Raw genomic sequence first — 12,818 nt, forward strand, 5'->3', positions numbered from 1 at the left:
TATTCATCTGGCGGTGGTTCAACGCTGCGCGCGTGGCATGCCCAGACCAAACTGGGCGATCAACTCGCGCTGGATTTCATTGGTACCACCACCAAAGGTCAGGTTCACCGAAGCCCGCACTTCATACTCCAGCTCACCCTGCAGGTAGGCGGCTGCTGAGCCTGCCCGGGTCAAGCCACTGGCACCGACGATGGCCGACAACTTGCGCAGGATCTCGATAGCCGACTCCGAGCCATAAACCTTGGTTGTCGACGCGAGCGCGACATCAACCCGGTCGCGCTCAAGGTCGGCGGCGATGCGGAAGTTGATCAGGCGCATGGCCTCAAGCCTGGCATAGCACTCTGCCAGATCACGCCGTACCCAGGCATGGTCGGTGGCACGCTGGCCCTGCTCGTCGGCGCAACGCGCCCACAGGTACACCCGGCTGAACAGGCTGACCACTTTGTCTGACCAGGCGCCCAGGCCCAGGCGCTCGTGATTGAGCTGCGCGGTGATCAGCTTCCAGCCACCGTGCAGCTCGCCCACCAGCATCTCCCGGGGGACCCGTACGTTATCGTAATACGTGGCCGCCGTGGGGTTCCCCGAGGTCGGGATCAACGTGCTGGAAAAACCCTCGGCCTGGGTGTCCAGAATCAGGATCGATATGCCCCTGTGGCGCGGCCGTTCGGGGTCGGTACGGGCCGCCAGCCAGATGTAATCGGCCGAGTCGGCGCCGGATGTCCAAAGCTTGCTGCCATTGACCAGAAAACCCTCGGCATCTTCACGTGCGCTGGTTTTCAGCACCGCCAGGTCGCTGCCGGCGCTGGCTTCGGAATAACCGATGGCAAAGTTGATTTCACCGGCGGCGATACCGGGCAGAAACTTCTCTTTCTGCAGCGCCGAGCCATGGGCCATCAAGGCCGGCCCGACCGTGCTGATGGTCACGAACGGCAGCGGCGCACCGGCAATATTGGCCTCTTCGAAGAAGATCAACTGCTCGGTGGCCGCGTAGCCCTGGCCGCCATAGGCTTTTGGCCAGCCTACGGCGAGCCAGCCGTCACGGCCGATCTGGGCGATGGTGCGGCGAAACAGCTCGCCGCCTTCGGTGCCGCGCATCTGCTGGCGCAGTTCGGGGGTCATCAGGTTCTGGAAATAATCCCGAACCTTCAGGCGCAGCGCTCGCTGCTCGGGGGTAAGGTCGACGAACATGGGGGCACTCCTCAAACCGCGCCGAGAATCAGGCCGCTGGTGGGCACGCCGGTACCGGCGGTGACCAGCACGTTTTCTACATCGGCCACCTGGTTCACGGCCGTACCGCGCACCTGGCGTACCGCTTCGGCGATGCCGTTCATGCCGTGGATGTAGGCCTCGCCCAACTGGCCGCCATGGGTATTGATCGGCAGCTTGCCACCACGGGCATGGTGGCCGGCGCGGATGAACGCCTTCGCCTCCCCGCGTTCGACAAAGCCGAACTCTTCCAGTTGCGGCAGCACGAAGGGGGTGAAGTGGTCATAGATGATCGCCGTCTGAAACGCGTCCGGGCCCAGCCCCGACTGGCCGTACAGCGCCTTGGCAACCACGCCCATCTCGGGCAGGCCGGTAATGTCGTCGCGGTAGTACGAGGTCATGACTTGCTGGCCGGCACTGATGCCCTGGGCGCCGGCCTTGATGATCACCGGTTTTTGCTTCAGATCACGGGCACGCTCGGCCGAGGTGATGACCATCGCCACCGCCCCATCGGACTCCTGGCAGCAATCGAGCAGGTGCAAGGGCTCGCAGATCCAGCGCGAGGCCTGATGCTCTTCCAGGGTAATCGGCTTGCCGTAGAAGAACGCCTGGGGGTTGCTGGCGGCAAAATCGCGCACGGCCACCGCCACCCGGCCGAAGTCTTCGGAGGTGGCGCCGTAAGTGTGCATGTAGCGTTGCGCGAACATCCCCACCCAAGCCGCCGGGGTATGGAAGCCATGCGGCATGTACCAGCCGTAATTGACGTTCTCGAAGGTCGGCGTCGAGGCGAAGCCATAGTTGCCGGTGCCAAAGCGGTACCAGGAGCGCTCGTTCATCGCCCGGTACACCACCACCACCTTGGCCACACCGGTGGCCACGGCCATCGCCGCGTGCATCACCGGCCCGCATGCCGCACCGCCGCCGTGCGGCACCTGGGAGAAGAACTTGACGTCCTTGCAGCCCAGCAAGCGTGCAATCTCGTACTCGGGCACCTTGTCCACCGAGTAGGAGCTGAAACCCTCCACTTCGCCGGGGTCGATACCCGCGTCCTTGAGCGCGGCCAATGTGGCTTCCATGGCAAGGCGCAGCTCGGTGCGCCCGGAGTGCTTGGAAAACTCGGTCGCGCCCAAGCCGACAATGGCGGCGCGCCCGGAAATCGACGAATGCATCATCTGTGTTGTCCCCGCGAATTAAGGCAGAACCAGCGCGACCGTGCCGGTCACGTGATTGCCCATGGAGTTCTTGCCCCGGAGGGTCACTTCCAGGCTGCGCGTCGCGGCATCCTGATGCGTCACTTCACCACTGAAGGTCATGCTGTCCCCGGGGTAGTTCGGTGCCCCCAACTTGATTTTCAGGGCACGAAACTGCACTTCGGGGCCGGTCCATTGCTCGATGAAGCGTTGCACCAGGCCATTGGTGGTGAGGATGTTCATGAAAATATGCGGTGAGCCCAGCGCCTGGGCCGCCTCCAGGTCGTGATGGCCCGGGAAGTAGTCACGGGTGGCAATCGCCCCGCCGGCAATCAGGCCGACGGTGATCGGGATCGTCAGCTCCGGCAGTCGTTCGCCGGGCTGCACGTCGTCAAAGCGCTTGGTGTTCTTCGAGGTCATATTTCCATCCCAAGGTGTCGTTTTCGTTCAGCCAGTCGCCAAGCTGCTCCAGGATCGCCGACGACCCTCCCAAAGCACTGCTCAGGGCGCGGCTCCAATACAGGAACCGGTGAATCGGGTACGTCAGGTCAACCCCGATGCCGCCATGCACGTGTTGTGCGGTATGGCCGATACGGTGCCCGGCCTCACACGCCAGGTACGCCGTGGCCAAGGCCTCGCTGGGGGCCGGCAGGCCCGCGTCGAGGCGGTAGCACAGCTGCCAGAGCGCGCTGCGCAGCACCTCCAGTTGCACATGGGTGTCGGCCATGCTCATTTGCACTGCCTGAAAGCTGCCAATGGCGCGGTCGAACTGCTGGCGCTCGCTGATGTAGGCCACCGTGCGGTGCACCTGCTCGGCGCTGACGCCCAGTTGCAACGCGGCCAATGCAGCAATCGCACGCGGCGCCAGCCAGCCCAGGGCCGCTTCAGGCAGCACCTGGCTGGCGCTGATGCGCACGCCCTGCAGGTGTACTTCAGCGTGCGCTTCGCCATGGGTCATCACCCCCGGCACCTTGCAGACACCGGCTTGAGACAGGTCCAGCAGCACCAGCCGCGGCTGCCCCAGCACCCGCGCCGGCAACAGCGCTGCCGCCGATTGTTCGGCCAGTGGCAGCGCTGCAACGCGCCCGCTCAGCTGCCAGTCAGGCCCGTCGGCCGTCGCCAGCAGCTCTATACCGCGCACGTTGGTCAGGCCGTCGAGGGTCAGGCTCAGCAAACTGCTGGCCGTCGCCGCTTGCGCTACCCAAGGCGCCAGGGCCGCACCGCCGAATTCAGCCAGGGTGGCCGCCGCCAGCTGATGCCGCCACAGCGGCACCTGCGCCAAGGCACCGCCCTGGGCATCGAGCACCTGGATCAACTCGGTCATGCCCAAGCCACTGCCGCCGGCAGCCTCCGGGATGGCCAGTGCGTGCAGGCCGGTTTCGACACAGCTCGCCCACAGCGCTTGCATGTAGGGCTGCCCCGACAGGTCCCAGTCGCGCAGGCACTCGTCGGTGCAGTAATCGCTCATCAGGCTGCCTGCCATTTCGGCAATGGCGCGCTGGTCTTCATTGAGTTCGAAATCCATGCTGCCCCCTACTCTGCCAGTGGCCGGAACAACGGCAACGCCAAGTCGTCGTCGAAGGTCTGGAACTCGACCTGCACTCGCTGACCGATGCGCAGGTCTTCACGTGCGACCCCAACCAGGCCGGCGATCAGGCGCACGCCTTCGTCCAACTCGATCAGACCGATCGGGTTGGGGTGGTCGAACGGCGCCACTTCGGGGTAGTGCATGACCACGAAGGAATACAGCTGCCCCTTGCCGCTGGCCGCCAGGGTGTCCCATTCGAAGCTGTGACAGGCGATACAGACCGGCGCTGGCGGGTGGCGCAAGGTCGCGCACTGGGTACAACGCTGGATCAGCAACTGGCCTTGCTTGCAGCCGTCCCAGAAGTACCGGGTGTCATCGCTGACCCCAGGCTTCGGCCGCTTGGCCAGCACCGGCTCCGGTTGGGCGGGCTTGTCGGGGGTGTGCGCCTGGGCTGGGCGGAACTTGAACACCCGGAACAGCAGTTCGCCGACTTTCTCGTCACCGCTGGCCTGTTGTGCGTAGTAGTCCATGATCAAGGTGACAAAAAAACCGGTGCCCAGGCCGGTGGTTTTCTCATCGCCGACCGATTCCAGGCGCGTGGTGTAGTAGAGCTTCTCGCCCAGGCGCAGGTTGCGCTCGAAGGTCAGCTCGGAGTTCACCGCCACCACCGAGGGGTAGCCATAACGCTCGATCAGGCCGAGCACTTCGTAAGGGTTTTCGGCAGTCGACCCTGGGGCATAGTTGTTGATATGGAAGCCTTCCATGCACCAGATCTGCAGCATGGGCGGCGGTGCGACAATGCCGTCGTTGCAGCTGTTGGCTGCAGCCACAGGGTCGGTGTAGAGCGGGTTGTCCAGGCCGATGACTTCGCACCACTGGCGAATCATCGGCGCGTTGACCTCGTCCCAGGCATTGACACGCCCGTATTGGCGGCCGATCAGGGCGCGCACTTCGGATAGCAATTGTGGATCAGCCAAGTTCGTCTCCTGCGTGTTCTAAGCGGCGCCCACGACTGCAACGCCGACGTGGGTCGATCAGTGCGGCGCGACCTGCGCCACGCCGAGATAAGCCGGGCGCTCGCCGCCCCCGTGCAGCAACAGGTTGCAACCGCTGGCGTAACCGGCCAGGGGGGATGCGATGTACAAGCAGGCGTTGCCGATATCTTCGGGCGAGGCCATGCGCCCCGCCGGGATGCCGGCACTGACCGCCGCGATACCGGCATCGTCGCCGTAATGCAGGTGGGCAAGCTCGGTGCGTACCAGGCCCGGGCTGACCGCCACCACGCGCACCTTGGGTGCCCATTCCGCAGCAAGCGACTGCACCAAGGCCAATACACCGGCCTTGGCGGCACCGTAGGCGGCCGTGCCTGGGGAGGCGCGCAAGCCGCTGATGCTGCCGATGAAGACGATGCAGCCGCCGTCGGCCTGCGCCTGCATCAACAGGTTGGCCTGCTGGGCAACATTCAACGGGGCAATCAGGTTGAGGCGGATCACCCCCTCATGAAACCGTGGCGAGGCACTGGCGGCCTCTGCCGACGGGCTGCCGCCGGCGTTGTTGATCAGCACATCCAGGCGCCCGTAGTCCTTGCGCAGGGTGTCGAACAGGCCTTGCAGCGCGGCCAGGTCGCGCACGTCGGCGGCGATGAAATCGGCCTGGGCGTACCCCACGCGGGGCAATTGCTCGGGCGCTGTGCGGCCACACACGACCACCTTGGCGCCGGCCGCCAGAAAGCTGCGGGCAATGCCTGCGCCGATACCTTTGGTACCCCCGGTGACCAACACCACCTTGCCTGTGTAATCCAGCCCCGCGTGACTGCTCATGGCGCATTCCTCAGCCTGTATTGAGCTTCACTCTAAGGGCAATGTGCGCCGCCCTCGTCGTCTGAACGGACGATGAAAACCGGGGGCGTGATCGCAACAATCCGCGCAACGGCGCCCGCCCGCTGGCGCCTTCTGCCTGAGGTTGACCATGTCTGACTCACTGAACGCGCCGGTACTGCTGGAGTACCCGGCCCAAGGCGTCGCCCTGGTGCGGCTCAACCGCCCGCACGCCACCAATGCCCTGAGCCTGGCGTTGCAGGCATTGCTGTCGCAGTACTTCAGCGAGCTGGCCAACAACAGCGAGGTGCGCTGCATCGTGTTGACCGGCGGCGACACAGTGTTCGCCGCCGGTGGCGACATCAACAGCCTGGCGGGGGTGGGGCCGATCGACATCTACCAGCGCCATACCGAGCGCGTCTGGGCACCGATCCAGCATTGCCCGAAGCCTGTGATTGCAGCGGTGTGTGGTTATGCCTACGGCGGTGGCTGCGAGCTGGCGATGCTGGCCGACATCATCGTTGCTGGGCGCAGTGCGCGGTTTTGTCAGCCCGAGATTCGCATCGGCATCATGCCCGGCATCGGCGGTACCCAGCGCCTGGTGCGCGCGGTGGGCAAGGTCAAGGCCATGCGCATGGCGCTGACCGGGCAGCCGATCACAGCCGAAGAGGCCTGGGTGGCAGGGCTGGTCAGCGAGGTGGTGGAGGATGACCAGGTGCTGGCGCAGGCGCTGAAGCTGGCCGACGTGATCGCCGCGATGCCACCCTTGGCGGCCGAGCAGATAAAAGAAGTGATTCTGGCCGGGATGGACGCGCCGCTGGAAGCCGGCCTTGCCCTGGAGCGCAAGGCCAATGCCCTGCTGTTTGCCTCGCGCGACCAGCAAGAAGGCATGCAGGCGTTCATCGAGAAACGCCCGGCACGTTTCGAGGGGCGTTGAAGCCCACGGCAAGGGCGGCGCAACGCCGCCCTTGCCGTTTCAGGCACCCACTGCGTCGCGCAGCTCACCCTTGACCACTTTGTTCGATGCATTGACCGGCAATGCCTGGAAGAAGCGCACATGCCGCGGCACTTTGTAGTTGGCCATGCGCTCCCGCGCCCAGGCGATGAGTGACGGCGCGTCCAGCTGCTGGCCCTGGCGCAGCACCACACAGGCGCAGCCCACCTCCCCCATGCGCTCATCTGCCACGCCGATGACCGCCACCTGGGCAATGGCCGGGTGTTCGATCAGGCCGGCCTCGATCTCTGCCGGGTAACAGTTGAAGCCCCCGACGATGAACATGTCCTTGAGCCGGTCGGTGATCTTCAGGTTGCCATTGGCGTCGAGGTGGCCGATATCACCGGTGTGCAGCCAGCCGTCAGCGTCGATGGCCTGCGCGGTGGCCTCGGGGTCGTTGAAGTAGCCGCGCATCACATGGAAGCCGCGCAGGCAGATCTCCCCCGATTCGCCGGCGGACACCGGTTCGTTGCGCCCCGAGCGGATGCTCACTTGGGTGTCCTCGATCGCCCGACCGCTGGTGCCCGCGATCACTTCTGCCGGGTCATCAGGGTTGCAGATGGTGGCCAACCCGCCGCATTCGGTCAGGCCGTAGGCAGTGGTCACCACGGCCACGCCGAGCTCATGGCGCATGCGCTCGATCAGCACCGGCGGTATGGTCGACGAGCCGGTGACGGCAATGCGCAGGCTCGACAGGTTGGTCTGGGCCAGGCGCGGGTGCGCCAGCATCGACAGGTACAGAGTCGGTGGCCCGGGCAGTACGCTGATGCGCTCGGCGGCAATGCGCTGAAACACCGCTTCGGCATCGAACACGGCATGCGGCAGGATGGTGGCGCCGGCCAGCAGGCAGGTCAGCCAGCCGGCCTTGTAGCCAAAAGCATGGAAAAACGGGTTGATGATCAGGTAGCGGTCGCCTGGCTGCAGGCCGATGACCTTCACGTACTGGTGAAAGGCGCGCAGGGTTTGCCCATGGGCGCTCATCACGCCCTTGGGTTTGCCGGTGGTGCCGGAGGTGAACAACAGGTCGGACAAGTCCCGTGGGCCGACCCCCGCCGCACGCTGGCGCGCCTGCAAGTCACTGACCGCAGCGCCTTTGGCAATGAACGCCGGCCAGTCCAGGTCTACGCCCGCACAGGCCTGCGCTGCCCCCAGCAACACCCGCTGCTGCAGGCTCACGGGGCACAGTGGCTGCAGCATTGCCGGGTAGTCCACACCCAGAAACTGCCCTTGCATCAGCAACACACGGGCCTCGCTGCGCAGCAGGATGTCGGCCGCCTCGGCGCCTTTCATACGCGTGTTGATCGGGACCAGCACCGCGCCGGCGCAATGCACGCCAAGCGCGGCGATCACCCAGTCGCGGCAGTTGGGCGCCCAGATGGCCACGCGGTCGCCCGCTTCGATGCCCAGGGCCATCAAGCTGCGGCACACCTGCAGGGCCAGCGCGGGCAGGTCACGGTAATCGGTAACAACACCCTGCTCCTCGATCGCCGCCCGGCCGGCGTAACGCTCGGCACTGGCGAACATCAGAGCGGGGATCGATAGGGGCAACGGGTCCCAGGTATTCAGGGTGCCTGGGGAAACGGAACATGCTGTCATGGTCACGGACTCGGCAGTCGGGTTATTCGGGGAAGAGCACGCGCAGATGCTCACTGCGGGCCAGCGACTGGCACGCCAGCGTCCAGCCCTGGTCAATTTCGTGGGGTTCCAGCGCGTCGTTGCGCAGCATCTCGACGGCGCCGCTTTCAACGGTGCACATGCAGGTGGCGCAAGCGCCGACCAGGCACGAACTGGGCGGCCTCAGGCCCGCACGGCGCATGGCATCGAGCAAGGTCTCGCCCTCGGCGCACGGCACCTCGAACTCCTCACCGTCCAGGCGTACCGAAAGCAGGCTGGTGGGGTGCGCGGTGTCGACGACGACAGGCACGGCAACCGCCCCCTCTTCGGGCAACGAGACAAAACGCTCCACATGCACCTTGGCCGCCGGCATACCGAGGGCCTGCAATGCGCTGACCGTCGCATCCATGAACGGCCCGGGCCCACAGATAAAGGCTTCGGCATGGGCAAACGGGCGTGCCAGCTCGGCCAGCTGGGTGGCCGACGGTATGCCTTGCACCGAGTCCAGCCAGTGGATCACCTGCAAGCGCTGCGGGTGGGCGCACGCCAGCAGCTTGAGCTGTTCGCGAAAGATCACCGAGGCTTCATCGCGGTTGGCATAAACCAGCAAGATCCGCCCGCTACCGGCCAACAACGCCGAGCGCAGGATCGACAGCATCGGCGTTACCCCGCTGCCGGCACCGAACAGCAGCAGGTCGGTGTCCAGCTGCGGCGGCACGAAGACACCGGCCGGGGCCAGCACCTGCAGGCTATCGCCGGCTTGCACGGCATCGCACAACCAGTTCGAGGCGCGCCCGTCGCGAACCCGCTTGATGGTCACCCGCAGCGGCTCATCAAGCAGTGGGGTGCTGGACAGCGAGTAGCAGCGCGGTAACCAGCCGTCACCGCAGGGCACACGCAAGGTCAGAAATTGCCCAGGCCGGTAGCGAAAATGCGCGGCTTGCGCTTCAGGTAGTTCGAACTCCAGCGAACGGCTGTCAGCGGTTTCTTCAATTACGCGCGTGACGCGCAGGGTCAGGTAATTCAGGCTCATATCAGCGGCTCACGGCTGTGGACTGCGCTGCGCGCCACGGCAGCGGCCGCCGCCTGCCCCGCACGCCGTCCGGAAAACACACAATCGGCCAGCGACAAGCCGCTGACGTACAAATGCGAAGGGATACCGATTGCCGTACGGCCCGCCGCGAACAGGCCTGCGATGGCCTGCCCTTGCCCATCAAGCACGGCGCCGTTGTGCTCATCGACCTTGAGGCCGCCGAGGGTCAGCGCGCCCAGCGGAAACAGCGGGTTGCCCACCGAGATGTCGCAGGCATAGAACGGCCCCTGGTCGAGCACTTGCCGGCTTTGCACAGACTTGCCGAAAGGGTCGCTGGCATCGCCGCGGGCTGCGGCGTTGTAGGCCTGCAGTGCATTGCGCAGTTCATCGCTGCGCATGCCGGTGGCCTGCGCCAGTTGCTCGATGCTCTGGCCCTTGCGCGCCTGCAACAGCATCAGCACCAGTGCTGGCAAGCTCTGGAACCACCAGTAACCGGAGAACAGCGCTTGCTTGATGGACTGCTTGCGCAAGCGGGCGTCGAGCACCAGCCATGCCTTGCCCCCCTGCTCTTCGCACAGCGGCTGGCCCAGGGTGGCGCCGTAGACCTCTTCGTTGACGAAGCGCCGGCCCAGGGTGTTGACCACGATGCCCTTGGGCCAGCACAGCGGCGGGTTGATGAAGCGCCAGGCAGAAACCCGCGCCAGGCGATCGGCCACGGCACCGACACTTAGCCCAAGGCGCAAGCCACTGCCGTCGCAGCCGGTGGCACCTACCTTGAAGTTGCGACGAAACTTCGGCGCATGCTGGCTGATCAGTTCGCGGTTGAAAATGAACCCACCGGTGCTCAACACCACGCCCCGCCTGGCCCGCACCAGCCGTGGCCTGGCAAAGGTGCGCTCGAGGTGGTGCAGGCGCTTGCGCAACGTGTCGCAGTAGCGCGGTGCGAAGTTTTGCAGACGCTCGGCACGTGCTGCCCATTTGCCGTGCAGCCGCGCCTCTTCGCTGCCAGCAGGCAGGCACCAGAGCTCCGCGCCCAGCACACAGCCGCTGCCATCGACCACCAGGCGCCGGGCCGCAGCCTGCACCTGGGCGCGCACACCCTCGCGCAAACATGCAGCCTTCAGGTGCGAATACAGCACCGCGCCGCACTGCCCCTTGCCCACGGTACGGTGGCCACGCGGGGCGGGTGGCAAATCACCGCAGTGCGAAGGCACCGTCTCATTACCGGAGTAATACAGAAAATAGCCATCGGGTGGGTACGAGGTCTTGCCACCGGGCGGCATGCGGTGGTCGTAAGGCGCACCCTGGTGCTCCAGCCACGCCAGGTTGCTGGCGCTGTCCTGGCAAAAGCGCTGCAAGGTGGCGTCCGCCACCACGCCCTGGGTCTCGTGCTTGAGGTAGGCGAACATCGCCTCGGGCGTGTCGTCAAAACCCGCAGCACGCTGCTGGCGAGTGCCACCGCCGGCATAGACTACACCGCCACTCTTGGCGCTGGCGCCGCCGCCGGTGAAGCGGTCGGCGACCAGTACATCAGCGCCCTGGGCGCGCGCTTCAAGGGCTGCGCAGGCACCCGCAGCGCCCCAGCCAATCACCAGCACATCACAGTGCTCATCCCAGCGCAGTGCCTCGGCATCGGCCACCTGCAGCGCGGGTTGGATATCGGTGCAGGTTGATTTGTCAGCAGCAGACATGGCGAATCCTCACGCATGGGCGGCAATGTGCCTGGCCGCGATGTAACCGAAGGTCATGGCCGGGCCGAGCGTGCCGCCGGCGCCGGGGTAGCTGGTGCCCATGACCGACGCCGAGCAGTTGCCAATGGCATACAACCCCGGGATCGCTACGCCGTCCTGGCAAACCACCTGGGCATGCTCGTTGGTCAACAACCCACCCTTGGTGCCGATATCGCCGGCGTCCAGGCGCATGGCGTAATACGGGCCCTTGCTCAGCGGTGCCAGGCACGGGTTGGGTTTGACGTTGCTGTCGCCGTAATAACGGTCGAAGACGTTGCCGCCACGGCCGAATTCGAGGTCGACACCGCTTTGCGCGTAAGCATTCATGCGCGCCACGGTCTGTTGTAGCCCCGCTGCATCGACGCCGATCTGCCCGGCCAATGCCGCCAGGCTGTCCGCTTTGAAATACAAGCTATTGAGCCACTCCTTGCGCAAGCGACTGTCGGGCATCACCTGGGCCGGCATCAACGGGCCCATGGCGTAGTTGAAGCGAAAGTGCCCATCGAAAATGACCCAGGCCGGAATGCTCTTGCCGCCGCCCTGGTTGTCGCGGTACATGGCATCGACAAACTCCAGGTACGGCGCGGCCTCGTTGACAAAACGCAGGCCCCGCCCGTTGACCACGATGGCGCCGGGGAAGGCGCGCTCGGCAAACACCCCGCGTGGTTTGTCTTCGCCGGGTACCGCAATGGTCGGTGCCCACCAGGCCCAGTCCATCAAGGCGGTGGCCGCCCCCAGCGCCTGGCCGGCCTGCAAGGCCGCACCGGTGTTGTTGCCCGGTGGCGTGGCGCTCCAGTCGCGTTGGGTGGGTTGCGGCAGGTACTGCTCGCGCAGCGCCTGGTTCTGCTCGAAGCCGCCCGAACCGAAGATCACGGCATGCCGGGCATGCAGATCAAGGGCTTGGCCGTCACGGCGTACCTGCACACCGCTGACGCGGCCGTTTTCGGTCAACAGCGCTTCAAAGTCGGTGTTCAGCCACAGCGGTACCTGGCGGTCCATCAATGAACGGCGCAGCGAAGCGACCAACGCGCTGCCCAATGCCGCACGGCGGTCACGGCGGCCCTTGCGCCGCCACTTGAAGTCCAGCTTGTAACGCAGCATCAGCCCCACGATCAGCAAGCGCCAACCGAATGAGCGCGACATGACTTTATGGGCATGCCGGGCCGTCCAGGCCACCCGGCCCATGAGCAAGGTCGAAGGCGATGGCTTGCGCAGGTTTTCCAGCTCGTCGCCGAGCAGGCTGGTGTCGAACAACTGCGGGTCGAGGGTGCGGCCGCCTTGCAGTGCGCCGGGCAGTTGCGGGTAGTAATCCGGGTACTTCTCGGCCACGGCGTAGCGCACATGGCTGCTCTGCTCCAGGGCATGGATCATCTGCGGCGCATGTTCAAGGTAGGCGCGCAAGCGCTTCTCGTCGCCGTGTTCACCCGTGGCGGCCTTGAGGTAGCGCAGCGCCAGGTCGACACTGTCGCGGCCGCCCTTGGCAGCAAAGTAGTGGTTGTTGGGGATCCAGATACCGCCGCCGGAAATCGCCGACGTGCCACCAAACTTGTCGCTTTTTTCGACGACCAGTACCGAGAGGCCCTGGTCGGCCGCAAACAGGGCCGACGTCATCGCACCGGCGCCGGAGCCAACGACGATCACGTCATAGTGGGAAGCAGGCTGAGCGTTAGCGTTCATTGTTGTTATGCCTTGGCTGTGTGATCGGA

The 12,818-nt window shown here is 65.5% G+C and carries 11 protein-coding genes; 1 reads left to right on the forward strand and 10 read right to left on the reverse strand.

Annotation, left to right across the window (positions count from 1 at the left end; translation table 11 throughout):
- Positions 1-18 precede the first annotated feature (18 nt).
- Genes LOY26_RS15240 through LOY26_RS15265 form a run of 6 tightly spaced genes read right to left on the reverse strand, consistent with a single transcriptional unit; the run spans position 19 to position 5,744 of the window.
- Entirely contained in the window at positions 19-1,188 is a 1,170-nt protein-coding gene (locus tag LOY26_RS15240) for an acyl-CoA dehydrogenase family protein (protein WP_258713741.1), read from the reverse strand.
- A gap of 11 nt (positions 1,189-1,199) precedes the next feature.
- The gene (locus LOY26_RS15245; RefSeq protein ID WP_186664357.1) at positions 1,200-2,378 is read right to left on the reverse strand and encodes a lipid-transfer protein; all 1,179 of its coding nucleotides are present in this window, start codon (positions 2,376-2,378) and stop codon (positions 1,200-1,202) included.
- 18 nt (positions 2,379-2,396) lie between these two features.
- Complete coding sequence (locus LOY26_RS15250) at positions 2,397-2,816, reverse strand: MaoC family dehydratase (RefSeq protein ID WP_186664359.1); 420 nt, start codon at positions 2,814-2,816, stop codon at positions 2,397-2,399.
- A complete protein-coding gene (locus tag LOY26_RS15255; protein ID WP_186664361.1) occupies positions 2,788-3,921 on the reverse strand; it encodes an acyl-CoA dehydrogenase family protein in 1,134 nt (377 codons plus the stop codon). Before LOY26_RS15255 ends, LOY26_RS15250 begins: the two co-directional genes overlap by 29 nt.
- 8 nt (positions 3,922-3,929) lie before the next feature.
- Entirely contained in the window at positions 3,930-4,901 is a 972-nt protein-coding gene (locus LOY26_RS15260) for a bifunctional MaoC family dehydratase N-terminal/OB-fold nucleic acid binding domain-containing protein (RefSeq protein WP_186664363.1), read from the reverse strand.
- A gap of 57 nt (positions 4,902-4,958) precedes the next feature.
- Complete coding sequence (locus tag LOY26_RS15265) at positions 4,959-5,744, reverse strand: SDR family oxidoreductase (RefSeq protein WP_258713742.1); 786 nt, start codon at positions 5,742-5,744, stop codon at positions 4,959-4,961.
- Between the two features lie 148 nt (positions 5,745-5,892).
- Between LOY26_RS15265 and LOY26_RS15270 the strand changes: the two genes are divergently transcribed.
- Positions 5,893-6,678, forward strand: coding sequence for an enoyl-CoA hydratase (locus tag LOY26_RS15270; RefSeq protein ID WP_258713743.1), 786 nt, complete (start codon positions 5,893-5,895; stop codon positions 6,676-6,678).
- 39 nt (positions 6,679-6,717) lie between these two features.
- On the opposite strand, the gene LOY26_RS15275 is transcribed toward LOY26_RS15270, so the two are convergent.
- The 4 genes from LOY26_RS15275 to LOY26_RS15290 are packed head-to-tail and all read right to left on the reverse strand — an operon-like array spanning position 6,718 to position 12,789.
- Positions 6,718-8,331 carry a FadD3 family acyl-CoA ligase gene (locus LOY26_RS15275; protein ID WP_258713744.1) on the reverse strand — a complete coding sequence of 538 codons (1,614 nt, stop codon included), beginning with the start codon at positions 8,329-8,331 and terminating at the stop codon, positions 6,718-6,720.
- Positions 8,332-8,353: 22 nt separating this feature from the next.
- Positions 8,354-9,382, reverse strand: coding sequence for a ferredoxin--NADP reductase (locus tag LOY26_RS15280; RefSeq protein ID WP_258713745.1), 1,029 nt, complete (start codon positions 9,380-9,382; stop codon positions 8,354-8,356).
- Positions 9,379-11,073, reverse strand: a complete 1,695-nt coding sequence (locus tag LOY26_RS15285) for an FAD-binding protein (protein ID WP_258713746.1) — start codon at positions 11,071-11,073, stop codon at positions 9,379-9,381. Before LOY26_RS15285 ends, LOY26_RS15280 begins: the two co-directional genes overlap by 4 nt.
- A 9-nt stretch (positions 11,074-11,082) precedes the next feature.
- Positions 11,083-12,789 carry an FAD-dependent oxidoreductase gene (locus tag LOY26_RS15290; protein ID WP_186664375.1) on the reverse strand — a complete coding sequence of 569 codons (1,707 nt, stop codon included), beginning with the start codon at positions 12,787-12,789 and terminating at the stop codon, positions 11,083-11,085.
- Positions 12,790-12,818 lie beyond the last annotated feature (29 nt).

This window comes from Pseudomonas sp. B21-047 (assembly GCF_024748775.1).
Lineage (GTDB): Bacteria > Pseudomonadota > Gammaproteobacteria > Pseudomonadales > Pseudomonadaceae > Aquipseudomonas > Aquipseudomonas capeferrum.